At 47.6% G+C, this 20,929-nt stretch carries 17 protein-coding genes; 10 read left to right on the plus strand and 7 right to left on the minus strand.

Translation table 11 applies throughout. From position 1 onward, the window contains the following. Positions 1-305: 305 nt before the first annotated feature. On the plus strand, positions 306-3,116 hold the full coding sequence (locus AC4PME_RS15635) for a bifunctional aconitate hydratase 2/2-methylisocitrate dehydratase (RefSeq protein ID WP_491046232.1): 2,811 nt from the start codon (positions 306-308) through the stop codon (positions 3,114-3,116). 119 nt (positions 3,117-3,235) lie between these two features. On the opposite strand, the gene AC4PME_RS15640 is transcribed toward AC4PME_RS15635, so the two are convergent. The 5 genes from AC4PME_RS15640 to AC4PME_RS15660 all read right to left on the minus strand — a co-directional run bounded on the left by AC4PME_RS15640 (position 3,236) and on the right by AC4PME_RS15660 (position 8,125). Further along, positions 3,236-4,387: a HupE/UreJ family protein gene (locus AC4PME_RS15640; RefSeq protein WP_491046231.1), complete on the minus strand. Its 1,152-nt coding sequence runs from the start codon at positions 4,385-4,387 to the stop codon at positions 3,236-3,238. Between the two features lie 11 nt (positions 4,388-4,398). After that, positions 4,399-5,187, minus strand: coding sequence for a hypothetical protein (locus AC4PME_RS15645; RefSeq protein ID WP_491224069.1), 789 nt, complete (start codon positions 5,185-5,187; stop codon positions 4,399-4,401). 307 nt (positions 5,188-5,494) lie between these two features. Then, on the minus strand, positions 5,495-5,977 hold the full coding sequence (locus tag AC4PME_RS15650; protein ID WP_491046229.1) for an Ig-like domain-containing protein: 483 nt from the start codon (positions 5,975-5,977) through the stop codon (positions 5,495-5,497). A 7-nt stretch (positions 5,978-5,984) separates the two neighbouring features. After that, positions 5,985-7,577: a DUF4331 domain-containing protein gene (locus AC4PME_RS15655; RefSeq protein WP_491046228.1), complete on the minus strand. Its 1,593-nt coding sequence runs from the start codon at positions 7,575-7,577 to the stop codon at positions 5,985-5,987. 218 nt (positions 7,578-7,795) lie between these two features. Beyond that, on the minus strand, positions 7,796-8,125 hold the full coding sequence (locus tag AC4PME_RS15660; RefSeq protein WP_491046227.1) for an MliC family protein: 330 nt from the start codon (positions 8,123-8,125) through the stop codon (positions 7,796-7,798). A gap of 319 nt (positions 8,126-8,444) precedes the next feature. Between AC4PME_RS15660 and AC4PME_RS15665 the strand changes: the two genes are divergently transcribed. The 4 genes from AC4PME_RS15665 to AC4PME_RS15680 all read left to right on the plus strand — a co-directional run bounded on the left by AC4PME_RS15665 (position 8,445) and on the right by AC4PME_RS15680 (position 14,739). After that, the gene (locus AC4PME_RS15665) at positions 8,445-9,155 is read left to right on the plus strand and encodes a helix-turn-helix transcriptional regulator (protein ID WP_491046226.1); all 711 of its coding nucleotides are present in this window, start codon (positions 8,445-8,447) and stop codon (positions 9,153-9,155) included. Between the two features lie 129 nt (positions 9,156-9,284). Beyond that, the gene (locus AC4PME_RS15670; RefSeq protein ID WP_491046225.1) at positions 9,285-11,438 is read left to right on the plus strand and encodes a hypothetical protein; all 2,154 of its coding nucleotides are present in this window, start codon (positions 9,285-9,287) and stop codon (positions 11,436-11,438) included. A gap of 261 nt (positions 11,439-11,699) precedes the next feature. Then, positions 11,700-12,479 (plus strand): formate dehydrogenase accessory sulfurtransferase FdhD, encoded by a 780-nt coding sequence (gene fdhD, locus AC4PME_RS15675; RefSeq protein WP_491046224.1) that lies wholly within the window; start codon positions 11,700-11,702, stop codon positions 12,477-12,479. Further along, on the plus strand, positions 12,469-14,739 hold the full coding sequence (locus tag AC4PME_RS15680; RefSeq protein WP_491046223.1) for an FdhF/YdeP family oxidoreductase: 2,271 nt from the start codon (positions 12,469-12,471) through the stop codon (positions 14,737-14,739). The genes fdhD and AC4PME_RS15680 overlap by 11 nt, the downstream gene beginning before the upstream one ends. An 18-nt stretch (positions 14,740-14,757) precedes the next feature. Here AC4PME_RS15680 and AC4PME_RS15685 read toward each other — a convergent pair whose 3' ends face one another. Next, positions 14,758-15,798 (minus strand): AI-2E family transporter, encoded by a 1,041-nt coding sequence (locus tag AC4PME_RS15685; protein ID WP_474851682.1) that lies wholly within the window; start codon positions 15,796-15,798, stop codon positions 14,758-14,760. Positions 15,799-15,880: 82 nt separating this feature from the next. Here AC4PME_RS15685 and folX point away from each other — a divergent pair, with 82 nt between their 5' ends. The 3 genes from folX (at position 15,881) to AC4PME_RS15700 (ending at position 18,515) form a co-directional block, all read left to right on the plus strand. Next, positions 15,881-16,246 (plus strand): dihydroneopterin triphosphate 2'-epimerase, encoded by a 366-nt coding sequence (gene folX / locus AC4PME_RS15690; protein ID WP_491046222.1) that lies wholly within the window; start codon positions 15,881-15,883, stop codon positions 16,244-16,246. 10 nt (positions 16,247-16,256) lie between these two features. Next, the gene (locus tag AC4PME_RS15695) at positions 16,257-17,153 is read left to right on the plus strand and encodes a TIGR01777 family oxidoreductase (RefSeq protein ID WP_491046221.1); all 897 of its coding nucleotides are present in this window, start codon (positions 16,257-16,259) and stop codon (positions 17,151-17,153) included. 171 nt (positions 17,154-17,324) lie between these two features. Continuing rightward, positions 17,325-18,515 (plus strand): DUF547 domain-containing protein, encoded by a 1,191-nt coding sequence (locus AC4PME_RS15700; RefSeq protein WP_491046220.1) that lies wholly within the window; start codon positions 17,325-17,327, stop codon positions 18,513-18,515. 62 nt (positions 18,516-18,577) lie between these two features. Here AC4PME_RS15700 and AC4PME_RS15705 read toward each other — a convergent pair whose 3' ends face one another. Then, on the minus strand, positions 18,578-19,111 hold the full coding sequence (locus AC4PME_RS15705) for a helix-turn-helix domain-containing protein (RefSeq protein WP_491046219.1): 534 nt from the start codon (positions 19,109-19,111) through the stop codon (positions 18,578-18,580). Between the two features lie 163 nt (positions 19,112-19,274). On the opposite strand from AC4PME_RS15705, the gene AC4PME_RS15710 reads away from it, so the two are divergent. Both AC4PME_RS15710 and AC4PME_RS15715 read left to right on the plus strand, forming a co-directional pair. Continuing rightward, positions 19,275-20,297: a 1-aminocyclopropane-1-carboxylate deaminase gene (locus tag AC4PME_RS15710; protein ID WP_119500878.1), complete on the plus strand. Its 1,023-nt coding sequence runs from the start codon at positions 19,275-19,277 to the stop codon at positions 20,295-20,297. A gap of 143 nt (positions 20,298-20,440) precedes the next feature. Continuing rightward, positions 20,441-20,860 (plus strand): MarR family winged helix-turn-helix transcriptional regulator, encoded by a 420-nt coding sequence (locus AC4PME_RS15715; RefSeq protein WP_119500877.1) that lies wholly within the window; start codon positions 20,441-20,443, stop codon positions 20,858-20,860. Positions 20,861-20,929 lie beyond the last annotated feature (69 nt).

The raw sequence follows: 20,929 nt of genomic DNA on the forward strand, positions 1-20,929 counted from the left end.
ATGCAACACTATAATTTATCCTCAATGGTAAAACCAATCTGACGCGTCACCACACATCGCATTTATCAGAATTCTATAAACCAATGAATTTTATAACTAATTTATAAATCACAAATCATAAACCAGGAAACCGAAAATCGACATGCAACATCTGTTTTACATAAGCATGTTGCATGACACCCCCTGGTCACTTTCTGTCATTACGTAATCACTAAAAATCAGTTAATATGTCCCTCATTTTTATACGCGTATAGCTAAGACCGTCTTAATTCTACGCCCGAGTGAACCAAGACCGAGAGAAAATTATGAGTTTGTATTCAGAATATCTGGCAGAGATCGAAACCCGTAAAACGGAACTAGGTCTTAACCCGAAGCCAATAGACAGTGCTGATCTGCTGTCAGAAATCATTGCTCAAATCAAAGACACAGCAAATGAGCACCGTGAAGACTCTTTAAAATTCTTTATCTATAACACCCTGCCCGGCACCACAAGCGCGGCTGGTGTTAAAGCACAATTCCTGAAAGAAATTGTTCTTGGCGAAGAAAAAGTAGAAGAAATCACACCTGAGTTTGCACTTGAATTGCTGTCTCACATGAAAGGTGGTCCGTCTGTAGAAGTATTACTGGACCTGGCATTATCTGATGACGAATCAGTTGCCAAACCAGCTGCTGAAGTACTGAAAACACAGGTTTACATGTACGACGCAGACACCGGGCGTCTTGAAGCGGCTTATAAAGCAGGCAACCCAATCGTAAAAGAGATTCTGGAAAGCTACGCGAAAGCAGAGTTCTTCACCAAGCTGCCTGATGTACCTGAAAAAATCGAAGTTGTTACTTATATCGCTGCTGAAGGTGATATCTCTACGGACCTGCTTTCTCCGGGTAACCAGGCGCACTCCCGTGCCGACCGTGAACTGCACGGCCAGTGTATGATTACGCCTGAAGCACAACAGGAAATCGTTGAGCTGGGTAAAAAGCACCCTAACGCTAAAGTCATGCTGATTGCAGAAAAAGGCACCATGGGTGTAGGTTCTTCTCGGATGTCCGGTGTGAACAACGTGGCACTGTGGGCCGGTGAGCCTACCAGCCCTTACATTCCTTTCGTCAACAAAGCACCAATCGTTGCAGGTACTAACGGTATTGCACCTATCTTCCTGACTACCGTTGACGTAACCGGTGGTATCGGTCTTGACCTTAAAAACTGGGTTAAGAAAACTGACGAAAACGGCGAAGTGGTTCGTGACGCAAATGGCGACCCTGTACTGGAAGAAGCATATTCAGTTGCAACCGGTACCGTACTGACCATCGATACCAAAGCTAAGAAACTGTACAACGGTTCTGAAGAACTGGCTGACGTTTCTGCTTCATTCACTCCTCAAAAAATGGAGTTCATGAAAGCCGGTGGTTCTTACGCGGTTGTGTTTGGTAAGAAGTTACAAACTTTCGCGGCAGAAACACTGGGTGTTAAAGCACCGGAAGTGTATGCAGCTGCAAAAGAAATCTCTCATGAAGGTCAGGGTCTGACTGCTGTTGAGAAAATCTTTAACCGTAACGCGGTAGGTGTGAATTCAGATTCTCCTCTGCATGCCGGTTCAGATGTACGTGTAAAAGTTAACATCGTTGGTTCTCAGGACACCACAGGCCCGATGACCTGTCAGGAACTGGAATCGATGGCTGCATCAACGATTTCTCCGCTGGTTGACGGTGCATATCAGTCTGGCTGTCACACTGCATCAGTATGGGATAAGAAAGCTCAGGCTAACATCCCTAAACTGATGTCTTTCATGAACAACTTTGGTGTTATCACAGCCCGTGACCCTAAAGGCGTTTACCACGCAATGACTGACGTTATTCACAAAGTGCTTAACGACATCACTGTAGACGACCGCGCAATCATCATTGGTGGTGACTCACATACCCGTATGTCCAAAGGTGTCGCTTTCGGTGCTGACTCAGGTACTGTTGCACTGGCACTGGCAACGGGTGAAGCAGCAATGCCAATTCCACAGTCTGTAAAAGTGACCTTTAAAGGCAGCATGAAAGAACACATGGACTTCCGTGATGTGGTTCACGCTACTCAGGCGCAAATGCTGAAGCAATTCTCCGGTGAAAACGTGTTCCAGGGCCGTGTTATCGAAGTTCAAATCGGTACCCTGCTGGCTGACCAGGCATTTACGTTCACTGACTGGACTGCTGAGATGAAGGCGAAAGCTTCAATCTGTATCTCTGACAACGAGACCATGATTGCATCACTGGAACTGGCGAAGAGCCGTATCCAGATCATGATCAACAAGGGTATGGATAACGAAGCGAACATGCTGCAAGGTCTTATCGACCTGGCAGACAAGCGTATTGCTGAAATCAAGTCTGGCGAAGAGCCTGCACTGGCACCGGATGACAATGCTAAGTACTACGCAGAAGTCGTTGTTGACCTGGACCAAATCGATGAGCCAATGATCGCTGACCCGGATGTAAACAACGAAGACGTGTCTAAGCGTTACACCCACGACGTTATCCGTCCGGTTTCTTACTACGACGGCAAGCCAGTTGACCTGGGCTTCGTAGGTTCTTGTATGGTTCATAAAGGCGACATGCAAATCATTGCACAAATGCTACGTAACCTGGAGAAGCTGAACGGTTCTGTAAGCTTTAAAGCACCGCTGGTTGTTGCTCCGCCAACGTACAACATTGTTGATGAGCTGAAAGCAGAAGGCGACTGGGAAATCCTGGCAAAATACGCCGGTTTCGAATTCGACGATGCCAAGCCAAAAGAAGCAGCACGTACTAAGTACGAAAACATTCTGTACCTTGAGCGTCCGGGATGTAACCTGTGTATGGGTAACCAGGAAAAAGCTGAACCTGGTGACACTGTAATTGCTACATCTACCCGTTTGTTCCAGGGCCGTGTTGTTGCTGATACAAGCGAGAAGAAAGGCGAATCACTGCTGGGCTCAACGCCGCTGGTAGTGCTGTCTACAGTACTGGGTCGCTTCCCGACTACTGAAGAGTACAAGCAGGCTGTTGCAGGCATCGACCTGACCAAGTTTGCTCCGCCTTCAGAAGACCTTGCTGTTAAGCGTAAGTTTGAAGCAGACGTAGCGGTTAAGAACGTTTAATTAGCGGTTCTTAATACTATTTAGAAGGCCCCGACTTTGTCGGGGCTTTTTTTTCAGGATGCGCTGTTGCAGGTTTTAGCAGAGCTTCAGCCCGCGGGAGTGACAGGTATTAACAAAGCTCAAAACCGCTGAACTGCCCAGTTGAGCGCAATCAGAGCAATAGCTGATGAGGCTAAAGGCATGACAGCAGTAGCATACAATCGCAAATGTCTTAATGCCAAAAGCAATGGCAGCAGTAATAACACGACGACGAGTTGACCGAGCTCTACACCAATATTAAATGAAGCAATAGCCAGCAAAGGACTCTGTGCATCAGCTTGCAGTTCCCCGAACACACTTGCGAAGCCCATCCCGTGAATCAACCCGAAAGCGAAAGTAACAATGGTCAGCCGGTGTATAACAGGCCAGATGTTATTGATTGCCGTCAGCATCACTGATATTGCAATACCAAATTCCACCCAGCGACCGGGAGGGTGATACCAGCCAAGGGCAGTCGTTGTCAACGTAACAGAATGGGCAACGGTAAATGCAGTTACCAGCCAGAACGTAGATTTAAGTACTTTAACTTTACTCAATTCGCCCTGCCATTGATTGTTTTTTCTTACCAGATTAACAGTCAGCAAAGTAGCTAACAAAAACAAAATATGGTCAATACCAATCCAGATATGAATAATGCCCTGATACACAAAAGTAGTGATGGTTTGCCACACGGAAGCGTCGGACGCAGCTGACAGTGTCACTTGCCTGTGTTCATTCGTAAACACATCAGTATGACTTTCTCCACCTATAGCCGCACTGAACAATGTTTGGTGGGTGTCATCCTGCTCAAACATCCCCTGATAATCCACTGAAACATTGGCGTCGTAGGGGCAGTCGATTGTGAATGGTATAGCTATCAGGGCTTCGCCAGATATCAATTCCATTGCTACTTCATGAAATACCGGCGAACAGGCTGCACTACCCTGAGTAAATTGCAAAACAGCAGCTGCGTAGGCATGCAGATCAGATTGAGCTTCTTTTACTTCATGCCAGACGAGTTTGCCATCAAAATTCTCATCCAGTTTCATCTCAATCTCGAGATCGTATGGCATAAGAGAAAGTCGCCCGCTAAACTTCTGCGTATTGTCTCCGTTCAAAGTAATATATCCGTTGCTGAGTTCATGGGCTTTCACCCCCTCCGGAACGGTTATCATCAGGAATGACAAAATCATCAACCCGAATGCACGGTTGGAAACAAAATCACTAACGCGATAAAACGACAACAAAAACATGCCTGCTCCGGTTATTTTTCTTCTGATTCAATCTGGCTGTCAACGGCGCGTTCCAATAGTATCTTATCGGCCCGGGTTTTCCCGTGCTCCCAATTCAGACGCGCATACTTCAGAGCTTTCAGGGGATCAGGTTGAATATCAAGATAATATCGTGCAAGTTGCGCCGCATGAACGCCATCGTCACGCCAGGCGCGCATAGCCACACGCTGTGCCATAGCTTGCGTCCACAGCGTTCCGTTTTTACTTAGTTTTTCTGCCTGCGCAAGTCTGAGCATAATGGCATCATCTACATTATCCGGATCATTAATAATGGGGGATAGCGTGTTGAGAACTCTATCCGGTTGACCCAGGGCAAGCTGAATATCAGCCCAAAGCGCAACACGACTCAACGGAACCTGATTAAAATCGACATTATCAAGCCATGCACAGGCCTCTTCCGGGCGGTTAAGTTCAAGCGCCAAAGAAGCCAGAATTTCTCTGAGCCATCCATCAAGTGGTGCGGATTTGGTCACACCGGAATATTGATGTAACTGTTCAAGCTTTTTGTAATCATCTGAATCGGGAGATTGCTGCGAGCGTATATCCAGTAAACAAATTGCAGACAAGGCAGGTTCTCCGATCCCGGCAAGAGACCGGCAGGCAGCTTCAGCCTCATCAGATTTACCGAGATTTATTGCAATGGTCGCTTGTAATAACTGCGCAGAAGGTGTTTTTCCGAATTTCTCAGTGTACTGCCTGATTGTTGAAGCAGCATCAATGAAAGCATGTTGGTGTTGCTGTAATCTTGCCTTAAACAACAACATTTCCGGCTCAAAGTTTCCTGAGCTTATTACTGCATTTGTTATCCGGATTATGCGTCGAAGCGCTAACCCTGAACCGTTAAGTGATCTCGCTTCATCCAGTGATTTTTTTAACGAAGATAGCGCTGGCTTTTCTTCCGGCCCGGCTTCCCAACTTGCTATCACAGTACTGTCATCCGGATAGAAAATATCTGCGCGGACTGCAGATGTTTGTCCCGCCCAAACAACAAAGGTAGCAAATAGTGTGCAAAAGAAGATTTTCAATATTTTTCCCCGTGACAACAGGCCGTCCCTGGCCTCGCGGTTATCAGTAATCCGTCAATAGATCATCGAACGCTGCGGGATCATCCGAATCGTTTTCAAACACTCTGCCATTTACAGGAAGCGGGGTTCCGGTGGCCGGCTGACTGAATGCGGAACGGACATAGGTAGAAACCATCACGTTCTCCGCTTCAACAATAATACCAATTGTACCGCTCACGGGGTCATTGACACCGTCACTGACAGTAAACGTAAAACTGTCTTCACCGGTAAATTCAGCATCTGGTGTGAATGTAAAGCTACCGTTATCAGCGACTTCTACACTACCGTTGGCCGGCGATCCTTCCAACGAATAAACGAGCGTATCGCCGTTAGCGTCAGATGCTGTGAGCGTATCAAAAAATGATGTATCCACCGTGGTGGTAAAGTCTTCTGATATGACCTCAGGAGCATAATTGGTATCATCGTCATCGCTGCAGCCGCTGAGAATGATGCCTGTGACTGCGACTAAATATAGATGTTTCATCATGATTCCTTTATTCCGCTGAGCCAGAGATTGGGGTTGCAAGATAAGGAAAACCAGACATGGTCATGGAAGCGTCTACCGGAGCACCATCGGTAAAGGGTACGTTTCCAACACTTGCATCTTCTGAGGTACAGAGACCTAAGTCAGTCGACTCGCCATTCACCGGAATGGGATAACATAATGCCCCCATTACCACGCGAAGTGCGATATCAACTACGTCATCACCCGGACGCCGGCCGTTTGGAAAACCGGCAAGATCATCACCGGCAACGCCAAACGCTGACTGTTCACCGGCTGGTGTTGCCGGAATACCCGTATTCAGACGCAGCATTTCCGACGCAGTTACCGTAGCTTGCTGATTTACTCCCGGAAAGCCGGTGAGAAGCGCAGTGACTAAATCATTACGCGGAAAATTAGTTGGCGCGAGAGTTTCCAGATCTGTGCCCAGGGTAGTATTCACTGCATCGCGGAACAGGATATTAAGCAATTCAGGCAATACCGGATTGGTCACATAATCAGCAAATTGTCCGTCTGCAGACGGATGTGAACTGTTAAATTTGTCTTTATCGCCAAGGCCTATTACCAGTTCATTGACTAACGGGCTACCAAGCCGTGATACCTGTGTCATCGCTCCACCAGCAGCTGATGGCTTTTCGAACGTTGCATTTGGATTCAGGATTCTGGCCTGTGGCAGGCTGGCTGTGGTCCATGCGCCCACTGTTCCGTTGCCGTCTCCGGTAATACAAGCGGCCGGGATTTCAACAGCAATAGAGGTCACGTTCTTGTCAGCGAGATCATCATTATCTTCGCTTTGAGTGATTCCTCCCGGAAAACCATCTCCGTCACCTGCACCGGGTGCACTGTCTCCTTCAACAGGAACATAATTCACCAGGTCAAAAGTATCTCCCAGGTTAACAACAAACGGGTCTTTTCTCTGTCCAACAAAGACTTTGCCGGGGTTCTCGCAGCCCGGTACAGCGAAATCATAAACATACTGACCGGCGTAACGCTCATATTCACCTGAACTGGTGAAAGTTTTATCACCAATATAGTCCAGTGGTTTAGAAAACATTGCTGCTGAAGATGGTGTCAGTGATGTTCTTTCACCGGTGCGGGCGTTACCACTAACCCATGTCATTGTGTAATGCTCAGAAAAGTTAGAATTACTTTGATCGTCAGCACTGACCGGCCCGATATTTTTCAGAGGTACTTTGATCATCTTCTGATCGCCTTCAGGACCAACCGGCAGAGCAACACCTTCATTATCTGCAGCCAGCATGGCACTGAACTGAAATGCGAGAGTAATGTCCTCCATCGCGTCGCCATCGTTATCAATGTGAATCGCATATACCGCATCCGGATCCATTGAAAAATAGTTTGGCCCGCCGTACGCATCCTGTAACGGAATGTAATTGGCTATCAACGTGACATACCCTTCTCTGCCAGATTCGTAACTGTTAAACATATAAAAATCTGTGGCATCGACGGTAGGGGCACGGGTAATAGCCGGAGCTTCGCGGTGGCTCGAAGCCATGGCTGTGGCAGAAAGACCGGCAACCAGCGACGCGGAGACGGCAAGAGTGAGTGGCGTAAACCTGGACATAATTTAACCTTTTTTCGTGAGTGAACATCTAGCCATACGGGAGTGCTGGCTAATCAGATGCAGCTAAATCAGTCTTTTTATAAAAAAAATGAAAAAACTTTGTAAATATTATGAGCCACTAATTAAGTTCCCGCCTGGAAAAGCGGGTTTATTTATTTCAGCATTGAGAAAATTTAAATACTTATTGCCTACTCTTTCTTGTCATCACACTGCCTGATTCATTCCCCTTCAATTCGGGCACAATGATATTCCTCATCACTGAGGGTGAGCGTCGCTTCTTTACCTTTGCTCCAGAACACCACACTGTTACCCGTATATTTCGCACCCGAGGCACTGATACCGGGCGTCAGCACCATGGCATTTGCGCCAATCTGCAGAATGGCTGTATCGTTGCCGTCCACCTGAAAAATCACCGCACCGGCATCACCACAGTCATATTGGTAAGGATGTCCGGCAATGGTTTCCTCCTTCCCGCTATTGTCACATGCGGTAAGAATAAAAATACTGGCTGACATCGCGATGCCATGAATTAGCGCTTTTTGCTTCACGAATTTCTCCTGACGTTAGTTTCCCTGTTTTAACTTAGTATGGATGACTTCGAATATTTGCACATTTTTATTCATAAATGAGCCTTCCGGGCGTTAATGCCACAATTACCGGCGAGTAGAAAATTATTCCATGGAAGCTTTATAATTCACTATTAATTTCAGGTCACACTAACAGTCATTCCTATTTAGTATATTGATGCTATAGCCCATTGATTCATTGCATTCACGTCTTCTCCATGCGAATTTTAGTACATTAATTAAACAATCAGTTTTACCAGTAAAATCTCACACATTTGCCTTACGGATTAAGGATGAAAACATGGATGTGGAAACTCTGGCAACAACTCTGGCTGGTCAACCCGACACAGATAAAGCATTCAGTATGTTTTGTAAGTTTATGCATTTTCGGGGTTTCAGTGCCGTAGGATACTGTAAAGTCCGGCCAGGCAATGCTCAAAATGATGTTGTAAAGGCCAGTTTCCCGAAAGACTGGACTATGCACTATATGAAAAACGATTATGCTCGTCATGATCCGCTGTTTGACTACTCCCTGCACAACCTTCTGCCTTTTGAGTGGCAGAAGGTTGCCGAAATCACCGGCCACACAGGAAAACGCATACTCAGAGAAGCCGGTGAATTTGGACTGAATAAAGGATACGCGCTGGGATTGCGCGTGAAAAACGGCGAACACAATTGCATATCTGTCTGTGAAGATGACACCTCTCCAAGAGAAAAGAGTCTTACTGTAGCTGAATTCTATTTTGCTTCAGCCATGCTGAACGAGCACATGACGCTTATTTCGTCAGCGAAAGTGGCTTCTATGCTTACTGTGCGGGAAACCGATGTAGTACTTTGGGCTGCTGAAGGCCTGACAGATACAGCCATCGCAGACCGCCTTTCAATCAGTCACAACACGGTGCGTTATCATTGGAAGAGCATATTTATCAAGCTCAAAGCTAAAAACAAAATTCATGCAGTAGCCATCGCTCTTACCCACAACCTCATACGACCTTTGCAATTAAAAAGATAAAACTACCAATTCTGGTAGGTAACAAAATTACCTTGTCCGGACATAATAAATCCTGCTGTTCTGAATTTTACGGAGGATAATATGAGCACACTGGCAACCCGGCAGTTTTACCCAACATGTTTTTTGATCATGTCTTTAAGTCTCCTGTGTGGTTGTGGCGACGACGATGAAAATGAGCGCCCTCTGTTGCAAGGCCGCTTCATTGATAGTGCGGTTCAGGGATTAACTTATACATCAGATGAAACGTCCGGTGTCACAGATGAAAATGGCACCTTTACCTACTATGAGGGCGATATTGTTTCATTCTCCATTGGTGATTGGGTTATCGGTGTGTCAGCCGGCGATGACATTATTACTCCGGTTTCCTTTGAAGATGATGGTGAGCTGGATAACTACTCAATAAACCTGTCCCGAATTCTCCAGTCTATTGACGAAGACGGGGATCTTTCAAATGGCATTAATGTCTCTGAAACGGTAGCGACTATCGCAGGGACGATTACCATAGACATGACTGTCGATCCTTCACTGTTTACGCAAGACAATATTCAGGCACTGCTTGATGCTGTCCCCGACGGCCGTGGTTATCTGGTCAGTGAGGCCGAAGCAACCAGTCATTTGATTGAATCCTTCGAACAGGAGGGTCTGACTCTGACGGTATCAGATGATGACAGCACCAGTGATGGCGATGATTCATCAGGTGACGGTAGTAGCGGTGATGACAGCGACGGTTCCGGTGACGATGACAGCGGTGATGACAGCGATGGTTCCGGTGACGACAGCAGCGGCGATGACAGCGACGGTTCCGGTGACGATAACAGCGGTGATGGCAGCGACGGTTCAGGCGACGACAGCAGCGGCGATGACAGTGACGGTGCTGGCGGCAATGGCTCAGATGTGGACTCTAGCGCTATTCTGACAGTAACTGGTGAACATAGCTATCTGGTTGGCGGCACACTTGAAGTCAATGATATAGCCTTTGGATTCGCCGCGTTTTCAGGCGTTGAACATTCCGTCACACTGGTCGGTATGGAAGATCTTAATGACGTAGAAGATCTGCTGGCAGGTATACAGCCTGATAATGGCTTTGTGATTGTAGTTGGTTTTATAGATGGTATAGGTCTGTCAGCCTCTCTCCTAACGCTGTCGGTTGACGGTGTTGAATACAACTATGAATGTTCGGTTAACTGCGAGATAACCGTTAATGTACCCGACAAGCTAGTCACTTTTTCAGGTGCAGTTTTCATTTGGGACGACGGCACAGAAACTATGGAACTGACTGGCAGCGTTGACTGGACAGATGATGATGAATATATCAGTAGTGATGGATTAACAGGTAACGCGGTGCCTTCAGAAAGTGAGTTGTGTGATCCGACAACATCTATAACTCAGATTGCTTTGGAAGATGCAGGCCTTTCCTATGAAGCAGCTGCCGGTGAATGCTTTGGTCTTCAAAATGTTGAAATGAATAAGGCAGAATTACCTCTTACCGCGATTTATTCATCATCAGGAAATATTGTTTCAAATCATATTTCAGTAAGTCCGACCATTAAACTGGCAGCAGTACCACGGCAGAATATGGTCTGGGGTGATGAAGACGACAATGATTTTTATGACACCGAGGTTTATGGTGTTTATGAAATTACCAATACAGGGAATTTCATGCTTTGTGATGCTGACAGACCCGACTGGCATATGACTGATGCTAACGGTGAGGCGATTACCTTTGCCACCTCTCTTGAAGTGCGTGGAACTGACAATGGCTATTTCGATACCGCCTCTCTTTATTCCCAAACCCCCGTAGGTGCCCGCTGTTTGCCGCCGGGCGCCACCCGAAAGATACATGTTAATTTAATGACATTTGCTGATGTAGATGACGGCTTTGATTTCAGCGTTGTCAGTGAGGTCACGGTGATAGACTCATTTGTTCTAGAATCACCGCCGGTGAGCTTTGTCTATCTGACTCCGGATTATGCGGAATGGGATTATGAAGACAGTGTCGTCCTGATGAGAGTAGCCATGTCCAACGCCACCGGTTCAGATCTGATACTGGATGACTCGGCACAACGAATTATGTACTACGATGTTGACGGTTATTATGTCTCAGATGATTTTATCTACGTGCATGAACAGCTTGGTCTGGAGAAGTATGATCTGGACGAAGATGATCTTACTTTATTGAATGGTAATCAAATCATCCTTAAAACCGGCTCGGCCGGAATCGGTTATTTACCTCTGGCGCCAGCTACAGCAGCTAAGGCCGTATTTTATCCGGAATTCAAATGACCACGTATCGCGGGCACAATGTGTGCCCGCCGTTTTCTTCAGTCATTCTGCCAGTTTCTGATTGTGCATTGTAACTGTTACTGATAATACTCCCCTCTCAATCTTAAAAAGTCTCCCTGCTCTACTGCAACCGACTTGAGCCGTTGCAGAACACTTGCTATCTATGCATACAGGGTGACGAATTGAGTATACGACTGTGCCCGTCCTGCATTTTCATCTAGTATGGCTCAACCTGGCCGATTAAACATTTTGTATGCGTTAATGACAAAACCGGAATTACTTTCTGCTGACAAGCATAGACTACCTGACGATGAATCACTGCTGGTTGAAGAAGTGCCGCTGGCGATTTCCGTCAATGACATCAGTCTGGTAGTAATGATGATCTCTCCTGACGATATCGAAGACTTCATTACCGGCTACTTTCTGACTGAACAAATCATTACTGCGCCGGTTGAAATTAAAGATATTCATATCGGGCGCAACGAAGCCGGCATCGAAGCTAATGTCAGCCTTACCGGCCGCCGGGAGCACCTGCTAAAATCACGGCGTTTTACACGGGTTAATGCAGGCTGCGGAATTTGTAATCACACCGCACTTGAACAGGCATTTCCGCAACTTGAAGCTGCGGCAAGCTGGGCTCCTGTGCCGGCCTGTGACTTCGGTTCACTCAGAGATGCCATGGACAAGCTGCAGAAAAAAGCCCGTAAGACCGGCGCCCTGCACGCCGCCCTTTACGGTTCAGGCAATGATATCGTACTCGGACGGGAAGATATTGGCCGTCACAACGCATTAGATAAAGTGATCGGTGCTGTGCGAAAACGCATAAAAAACCATGAAGAAGGTTATCTTGTTGTGACCAGCCGCTGTGGCGTGGAACTGGTCCAGAAGGCAGTGATTGCAGGGTTTACCACACTGATAAGTTTTTCTTCTCCCACGTCACTGGCAGTGTCTTTCGCCAGGCAACACAAATTGAATCTGGTGTTTTTGCCACGAAACAACCAGCCTGTATTTTTCTCCCGCGAGGTTCAACATGGCAGTTAAATCCACTAAGGCAGGCGGTTTACCGTCAATTAAATCCACTGTGAACGAACTGATTAAAAGTAAGCAGGTTCGTCAAAACATGCTGAACCTGTATAAGGTGAACAAGCATAAGGGATTTGACTGCCCGGGATGCGCCTGGGGGGACGAAAAAGACGGTACGTTCAGATTTTGCGAAAACGGTGCAAAAGCAGTGGCATGGGAATCGACAGAGTTGACCATTGGTGCTGAGTTTTTCAGACAACATAGTGTGACGTATCTTAATAAACAATCCGATCACTGGCTGGAAAGTCAGGGCCGGCTGGCAGAACCTCTACGTTACAATGCAGCAACAGACCATTATGAACCGGTAAGCTGGGATGACGCTTTTGATATCATTGCTGCTAAACTCAACGGGTTAAACAGCCCTGATGAACTTGAGTTGTATACATCCGGCCGTGCCAGTAATGAAGCCTCTTTTGTCTATCAATTATTCGGACGTGCATTCGGCACGAATAATTTTCCCGATTGTTCCAATATGTGCCACGAAGCCAGCGGCATTGCACTGAACCAGTCGGTAGGTGTAGGCAAAGGCACGGTGGTCCTGAAAGATTTTGAAAAAGCTGACACCTTGTTTGTGTTCGGACAAAACCCCGGTACTAATCATCCGCGCATGCTGAACGCTCTGCGTGCGGCGTCAAAACGGGGGGCGACCATTGTTTCGGTGAATAACTTAAAAGAAGTCGGCTTACAGAAATTTGCCAGCCCGCAAAAGCCTGCAGAGTTACTCGGTCTTGAAACTGTGCAAATAAGCAGTAAGTACGTTTCACCTAAACTGGGGGGCGATTATGCTGTTGCCAGAGGTATGGCGAAGGCCATTCTGATGCACCACAAAGACAGGCTCGACCATGAATTTATTACTTCACACACTTCAGGTTTCGATGCGTATGCATCTGCTGTTGAAGCAACAAGCTGGCAGAGCATAGAAAAACAAAGTGGCCTGTCGCAAAGTACAATCGAAGAACTGGCAGCACTGTTTTCTGCTTCACGCAAAACCATTTCTACCTGGGCGATGGGTATCACCCAGCATCTTTACTCAGTAGATACCATCAAAGAAATTGTTTCTCTGCATCTGCTCACCGGTGCCCTCGGGTTACCCGGTGCAGGACTGAGTCCGGTGCGTGGTCACAGCAATGTGCAGGGCAACCGCACGATGGGGATCCTTGAAGCACCAAAACCCGATTTTAATCAGCGCATGAAAGAGACTTTTGGCTTCAATCCGCCGGAAAAACCCGGACACCGTGTGTTTGATATGCTCAGCGCTCTGCATGAAAAGCGCAGCAAAGTACTTATTTGTCTTGGCGGAAACCTGGTGGCTGCCGCAGCAGATACCCCCTTTACCGCCGCTGCAGCCGGCAACGCTGAACTGCTGGTAAACATCGCAACTAAACTCAACCGCACTCACGTAACCGCTAAACAGGACGCCCTGCTGCTGCCCTGTTTAGGCAGAACAGAAATCGACATGCAGGCCACGGGCAATCAGGTGATTACCGTAGAAGACACATTCAGTATGGTGCACGGTTCCAGCGGCAGCACACCACCGCAAAGTAACAACCTTAAATCGGAAACAGAGATCATTTGCCGTATCGCCGCTGCAACTCTGGGTGAGAATACGCCGGCAGACTGGCTGTCGCTGTCAGACGATTACAGCCTGATCCGCGACCTTATCGCGAAGGTTATCCCCGGGTTTGAGAATATGAATGATAAGATAGCCGAACCCGGCGGCTTTCATTTGTACAACGCTGCAGCAAACCGGGAATGGCGGAATAAAGAGGGTAAAGCCCTGTTTAACCACAATGCCTTACCTGAGAATTTGTTCAGCGAAGGCGTGATGGCAAAAATCGCAGCCAGTGATACGCCGGTTTTCACCATGCAGACATTGCGCAGCCACGACCAGTACAACACCACGATTTACGGCATGAACGACCGTTACAGAGGCATTTTCGGTGAACGTAATATTGTGTTCATGAACCCGCAGGATTTAGCCAGACTGAATATACGTGAAGGCAGTCTGATAAATGTTGAGACCGTATGGGATGACGATGTCACCCGTAAAATTTCACGCTTTAAAGCGATCAGCTACGATATTCCTCAGGGGAACGTTGCGGCCTACTATCCGGAAGCGAACCCGCTGGTGCCCTTTAACAGTGTGGGGCAGCAAAGTGCCACCCCGACCTCGAAAGCGGTACCGGTCATCATTACACCGGTCAATGTAATAGCCTGATAAAGGTAATTTCACTGATTAAAGCTGTCTGGCATCCCGCTCTGCGTTGCTGGACAGCAGTAATGCCAGCCACTGGCTCTCCTCACGGGATTCCAGCGCAATTTTCACAACCATGGTCAGCGGAACGGATAACAACATTCCGACACTGCCCAGCAGCCATCCCCAGAATACCAGAGAAAGGAACACGACCAGGGTAGACAGTCCCATCCCCCGCCCCATCAATCTGGGCTCCACGATATTTCCCATCACGGTATTTACCGCCACGAATGCCAGTGCGACCAGTCCTGCAGTGCCCGCCCCGTATTGCACCAGTGCGATCAGCACCGCGGGAATGGCAGCGATAATTGAGCCGATATTCGGGATATAATTGAGCAGAAACGCAAGCACACCCCAGAGCAGAAAGTGGTCGATATCCAGAATATATAACCAGATACCGATGATAAGCCCGGTTGCCAGACTTACCACGGTTTTAATCGCCAGATAGCTGTTCACCGATTTTATAAACCGGTCCACATGTTTCATCTTCATTTCCGGATCGGCAAGCGCCGTATGTAAACGTGAAGGCATGCTGTCAGCTTCGAAAAGCATAAAAATAACCGTCAGCAGGATAAGGAACATATTAGACAATGCACCTCCCATACCGCTGAGAAAATTAGTTGCCACAGACATCGCCGTACCGGGATCAAAGTGCTGAGTGAACAGCTCACGGTTAATATGAATGTTCATTGTCGCCAGCCGGTCAATGATCCAGGCAAACTCGCTGTCCAGCTGTTTGCGGTAACCGGGCAGGTTTTCCTTAAAATCTGTTAATGATTGGCCAACCAGCCCTGCCAGCAGGAATCCGAAAACCAGAATAATCAGTATTACTAAAGTAATAGATGCCCAGCGCGGAATGCGGTGAGCACTGGCCCAGTTTATAAGCGGGCTGCAGGCAATGGCGATAAATACCGACAGGAAGAAAGGTACCATGATGGCGCTGGCGGCCTTAATACCGGCCAGTACAACGACCAGACAAGCGAGTACTATCATCGCTTTGGCTGTGGGTGATTTGAGTTCCATAGTGGTCTTTTAAAGATAATTCCTGTTATCAAATTAACAAATTATACTGCTGATAGATATAACCAGAATAACGAGAGAGATCATGACGCTGAATCAGGCAACCATCCGGATCAAGAACCTGCGCCTGCGCACCTATATTGGTATTAACGACGACGAGATAAAAAATAAACAGGATGTCGTGGTTAACGCGAAGATTCATTACGATGCAATAAACGCCACCAATACTGACAACATGGATGATGCTCTGAATTATAAAACGGTGACGAAAGCGATTATAAAACTGGTGGAAGACAACCGTTTCTCTCTGCTTGAGAAACTCACTTCAGATGTGCTTTCCGTTACAGCAGAGCACCCGTGGGTAACGTTTGCAGAAGTGGAAGTGGATAAGCCTCACGCGCTGCGCTTCGCCGATTCAGTGTCCCTGACGTTGTCGTGCACCAAACCTTAAAGAGGTATTAGTGAAAATACTTGTCACAGGCGGTACCGGGCTGGTTGGCAGCCGGTTTATTCATAAAACAGCAGGTAAATATCAATTCACCGTGTTAAGCCGGTCGCCGGAGCATGCCCGCAAACAGTTGCCGGACAATGTTGAGGTAATTGCAGGTTTGCATGATATTGCAGATTTTTGTCTGTTTGACGGCGTCATTAATCTGGCCGGCGAGCCTATTGCAGATAAACGCTGGACGCCGTTACAAAAACAACGCATTTGCCATAGCCGCTGGGATCTGACACAGCAGCTTGTTACCCGCATGAAAGCCTGTGAACATCCGCCGTCTGTCTTTATATCCGGCTCAGCCATCGGCTACTATGGCCGTCAGGGAAATAGACCGGTTTCCGAAAATAACCATACCGTTCATGATGAGTTCACCCACCAGGTTTGTCAGCGGTGGGAACAAATCGCCATGCAGGCAGCCTCTGACGCAACCCGTGTATGTTTGTTACGCACCGGTGTCGTGCTCGATAAGGACCGGGGAGCATTGCCCAAAATGGCAATGCCGGTAAAGTTGGGTGTGGGAGGGAAAATTGCGAGCGGAAAACAAATCCTGTCATGGATCCACATTGATGACATGGTGTCAGCCATTGAACATCTCCTTGAAAACCACCGCTGCACTGGGCCTTATAATCTTACGGCTCCGGAACCGGAAACCAATGCTGTCTTCACACGAACTCTGGCGGAAACGCTTCACCGGCCGGATTTCTTCATGGTCCCGGCATTCGTACTGAAAATACTGATGGGTGAAGCTGCAGATATGGTCATCACCGGCCAGCATGTGATTCCTGAGCGTTTGCAGGAAAGCGGTTTCCATTTTCGCTATCCGGCCCTGCCGGCAGCTTTGCAACAAATATACGCCTGAAACTTAACCATGGAGTCCGGCGCCCGTCACTGACAATTGCTCTGACTGGTGCCATTCACATTTTGTCACATCTTCGTGACACACATCCGGTTATTAATTGCACAACTGCATTGACAGTCCGGGCTCAGAAGTAAATAGTTATCACTCCAAATTAGTAAAAAGGATGTAACTATGAAAAAAACAATCAACACCTTGCTGATTTTGCTGCTCGCAGGCACATCTCCTCTGTCTGTTGCCGGTGAAGAAAATATTCCTGAGCCATTTCGCGGCGATGATCCCAATTCTACTCTGGAAGTGGCCTATGATGATTTGAATGCGCTGCTCTCATCTTATGTAACAGTAAGTGGCTGGTCCACGCGGGAAAAAGCCCCCCGACCGGATGCAGGTGTCGGTACCAGATTAAAAACCCGCATCAACAGACTGACGGCGCTGGAAGGCAACAGGTTCTATTTTAAAGGCGCAAGTGAAAAAGATCTGATAGCTGAATTTATCTCTGACATTCGCGCAAGCCTTGAAATGCTGCCCGCTGAAGTGCCATTACGTCTGCTGAACAAAAATGAACAGCTGGCTTACTGGCTGAACCTTTACAATTTCACCCTGCTGGATGAAATGATGAAAGTGTATCCGAAGCACAATTTACTGCGGGTGCTCGATTACGGTGATGACGACTCAATCATGGCGCAAAAACTACTCAACGTCGCCGGTGTTCCGTTAAGCCTGGACGACATTCAGTTTACGATCCTCAAAGAAAAATACTTTGGTAATCCGCTGATTATTTATGGTCTCTGGCAAGGCAATATTGGTGGCCCGAGCCTGAGAAATACTGCTTACACCGGCAAAACAGTGTGGCGGAAACTGGAAGACAATGCCGGTGAATTTATTAATTCAAACCGTGGTACGTATTTTGACGGCGAAGTGTCGGCATTATACGAGCGCAACATGCCGTTCTTTGACAACGATCAGGCCAAACTGATCAGCCATTTAATGGATTATCTGCAGGGTGACATGTTCGATGAATACGCAAACCGCGACGACGTCGAATTCGAAATGGAAGACTGGACTCTGGCAGCGCTGATTGGTGAAGGCAGAAAATACGGCCGGTCGGCTGCAACTAACGGGGCGGCCATGCTGGATGCCGTAGTAGCGACTCAACCCGGCGAGGCCTTTGGCGACACGGTAGCAATTCAAAACTACCTCGCTGAAGACAACGCAATGAAAACGCCGGTTAACTTCCGTTTCTCCGAAGCACAACTGGAAATTCTGCAGAAACTGCGTACCAAACATGAAGTCAGCATGGGTCGTGTTGAAGTGACGGATCTGGATGAAGAAGAGGCTTCTGAAGATAAAAAGCAAAATAACTGATTTTGCACTTCCGTCCGGCAAAGACGCTATTCAGCTTAGTCTCTGCCGGGCGATTTACCTGCCTAATAGCAAATAATATTTTGAAAACGGGTTGTTTGCGCCGTGGATTTATATACATGCGGCTGATCGGCATGAAAACGCAAGCTGCCACCACATTTTAAATCATGCCACGCCCCGTCCACATGCAACGATAACGCCCCTTCTGTCACATAAACGTGCTCAATCACCCCGGGCGCATGGGGATCAGACTGTTGTTCATGGAAATTCAGCAAACATACTTCCATGACTTCTATTCGCGTATCTGCTGAATAAGGAAAGATGGCTTTCACTTTCATGTCCGGATCACGGGGAAAGTTATCACTGTGTTCTCTGTCATCCGGTCCGGATGCAAAAAAGGCAGAAAACGATGCATCCAGGCCGCTGGCAATCTTCCAGAGAGTTGAAATGGTGGGACTGGATTCCTGACGTTCAATTTGTCCCAGCATCGCCTTAGAGACTCCGGACAACTTTGCCAGAGCGTCCAGACTGAGTCCTCTGTCTTTTCGCAGGGTTTTAAGGTGTAACGCAATATGTTGCTTAAATTCTTGTTCGGCCATAGCAAAAAACTATTTGTGCGCTATAGCGCACGGTGTTATGTTTGTTTTATGTTGTGCAGTATAACGCACAAAAAGGACAAAGTCTGTTGCTTGTCCTGACAAACCACCTGCCGGACTGCCCGTAGAATTAAAACGGCTACCGGTAAGAACAGGAAACCGGATTATGAAATCATTGATCAGTAATTTTGAGCGCTACCCGCTGACATTCGGCGTAACGCCAATCGAATATTTGCCCAGACTGACTGAAGCCCTGGGAGGAAAAGTAGATATCTACGCTAAACGGGAAGACTGTAATTCAGGTCTGGCAATGGGTGGTAATAAGCTGAGAAAACTGGAATATATTGTTCCGGACGCCATTGCAAGCGGTGCTGATACGCTGGTTTCAATTGGTGGTGTGCAATCTAACCATACCCGTATGGTTGCTGCGACGGCTGCCAAAATCGGCATGAAATGCGTGGTTGTGCAGGAGAAATGGGTGCCACACTACGATGCCGTTTATGACCGCGTGGGCAACATTCAGATGACCCGCCTGATGGGGGCTGACAGCCGCCTTGTAGACGACGGCTTTGATATCGGCATTCGCGACAGCTGGAACAAAGCGATTCAGTCAGTAAAAGATGCCGGCGGCAAACCTTATGCAATTCCGGCCGGCGCATCAGTACATAAATACGGTGCTTTAGGCTATATCGGCTTTGCCGAAGAGGTGATTGCTCAGGAAAAAGAGCTGGGCTTTAAGTTCGATTATATTGTGGTGTGTGTAGTGACCGGTTCTACCCAGGGCGGCATGATTGTGGGCTTTGCCAATCACGACCGTGCAGATACAGTAATTGGTATCGATGCTTCAGGCACTCTGCAGCAGACACGGGATCAGGTAACCAGTATTGTTGATAAAACGGCTGATCTGGTGGGCCTTGGCCGCAAAGTGCGTGAAGACGAAATTGTTATCAACCCTGATTATGCCTACCCCGCTTACGGTGTTCCGTCAGAAGAAACCAATGAAGCAATACGTCTGGCGGCTAAAACCGAAGCCATGATCACCGACCCGGTGTATGAAGGAAAATCGATGCAGGGGCTAATCGACCTGACTAAAAAAGGTTTCTTCCCTGAGGGCTCAAAAGTGCTTTACGCACACCTTGGCGGCGCCCCAGCCCTGAACGGCTACAGCTATCACTACAAAGATGGCTGAAGCTGATAGCAGCATCTGATCCGCCGGACTATTGCCACCGGCCAGCGAAAGGCTTTTGTATATAAATCAAAAGCCTTGCACCCCGATGTGAACCTGTTTAGTCTGCCGGTGTCTTTAGTATTTTACATAACGGAGTAACGACTGTGGCTGCGGGTGAATTCGGCAAACAAATCGCGCTGGTCAGGAATCAGATGATGAGCAGACTGGACGAGGCTCTGAAAGAATTTGACCTTACCGGTTCACAATTTGCCGTTATCAAGCTGATCGCTGAAGGCAGAGCCGATACCCTGGCAAAACTCTGTGAAGCGATGCATCATGATAAAGGCGCGATGAGCCGGATTTTAAGCCGTATGGAAGAAAAGGCGCTTATCCGCCGCAAACCCTGCCCTCACGACGGCCGCGCATTTAAACTGGCCCTCACCGCAAAAGGCGAACAGCTTTTCCCGCTTACTACGCCTAAAATTAATGCCATTTACGATGTCGCACTAAAGGATTTTTCAGAATCTGAAAGAGCACAATTTTTCAGCATGCTCACCCGTTGTCAGCATAATTTGTGTCACTAACTGACAGTTATCGCACTTATCCGCTTACAATCTCTATTTAGTTGCCCGGGCAACCACAAGCGATAAAAT

This window comes from Alteromonas sp. (assembly GCF_984505615.1).

Bases quoted from the DNA above. Each gene is read 5' to 3' on its own strand.
- AC4PME_RS15685 (WP_474851682.1), bottom strand. From the start codon at position 15,798: ATGGAACTCAAATCACCCACAGCCAAAGCGATGATAGTACTCGCTTGT.
- AC4PME_RS15665 (WP_491046226.1), top strand. From the start codon at position 8,445: ATGGATGTGGAAACTCTGGCAACAACTCTGGCTGGTCAACCCGACACA.
- AC4PME_RS15640 (WP_491046231.1), bottom strand. From the start codon at position 4,387: ATGTTTTTGTTGTCGTTTTATCGCGTTAGTGATTTTGTTTCCAACCGT.
- AC4PME_RS15655 (WP_491046228.1), bottom strand. From the start codon at position 7,577: ATGTCCAGGTTTACGCCACTCACTCTTGCCGTCTCCGCGTCGCTGGTT.
- folX (WP_491046222.1), top strand. From the start codon at position 15,881: ATGACGCTGAATCAGGCAACCATCCGGATCAAGAACCTGCGCCTGCGC.
- AC4PME_RS15650 (WP_491046229.1), bottom strand. From the start codon at position 5,977: ATGATGAAACATCTATATTTAGTCGCAGTCACAGGCATCATTCTCAGC.
- AC4PME_RS15680 (WP_491046223.1), top strand. From the start codon at position 12,469: ATGGCAGTTAAATCCACTAAGGCAGGCGGTTTACCGTCAATTAAATCC.
- AC4PME_RS15700 (WP_491046220.1), top strand. From the start codon at position 17,325: ATGAAAAAAACAATCAACACCTTGCTGATTTTGCTGCTCGCAGGCACA.
- AC4PME_RS15705 (WP_491046219.1), bottom strand. From the start codon at position 19,111: ATGGCCGAACAAGAATTTAAGCAACATATTGCGTTACACCTTAAAACC.
- AC4PME_RS15710 (WP_119500878.1), top strand. From the start codon at position 19,275: ATGAAATCATTGATCAGTAATTTTGAGCGCTACCCGCTGACATTCGGC.
- AC4PME_RS15635 (WP_491046232.1), top strand. From the start codon at position 306: ATGAGTTTGTATTCAGAATATCTGGCAGAGATCGAAACCCGTAAAACG.
- AC4PME_RS15670 (WP_491046225.1), top strand. From the start codon at position 9,285: ATGTCTTTAAGTCTCCTGTGTGGTTGTGGCGACGACGATGAAAATGAG.
- fdhD (WP_491046224.1), top strand. From the start codon at position 11,700: ATGACAAAACCGGAATTACTTTCTGCTGACAAGCATAGACTACCTGAC.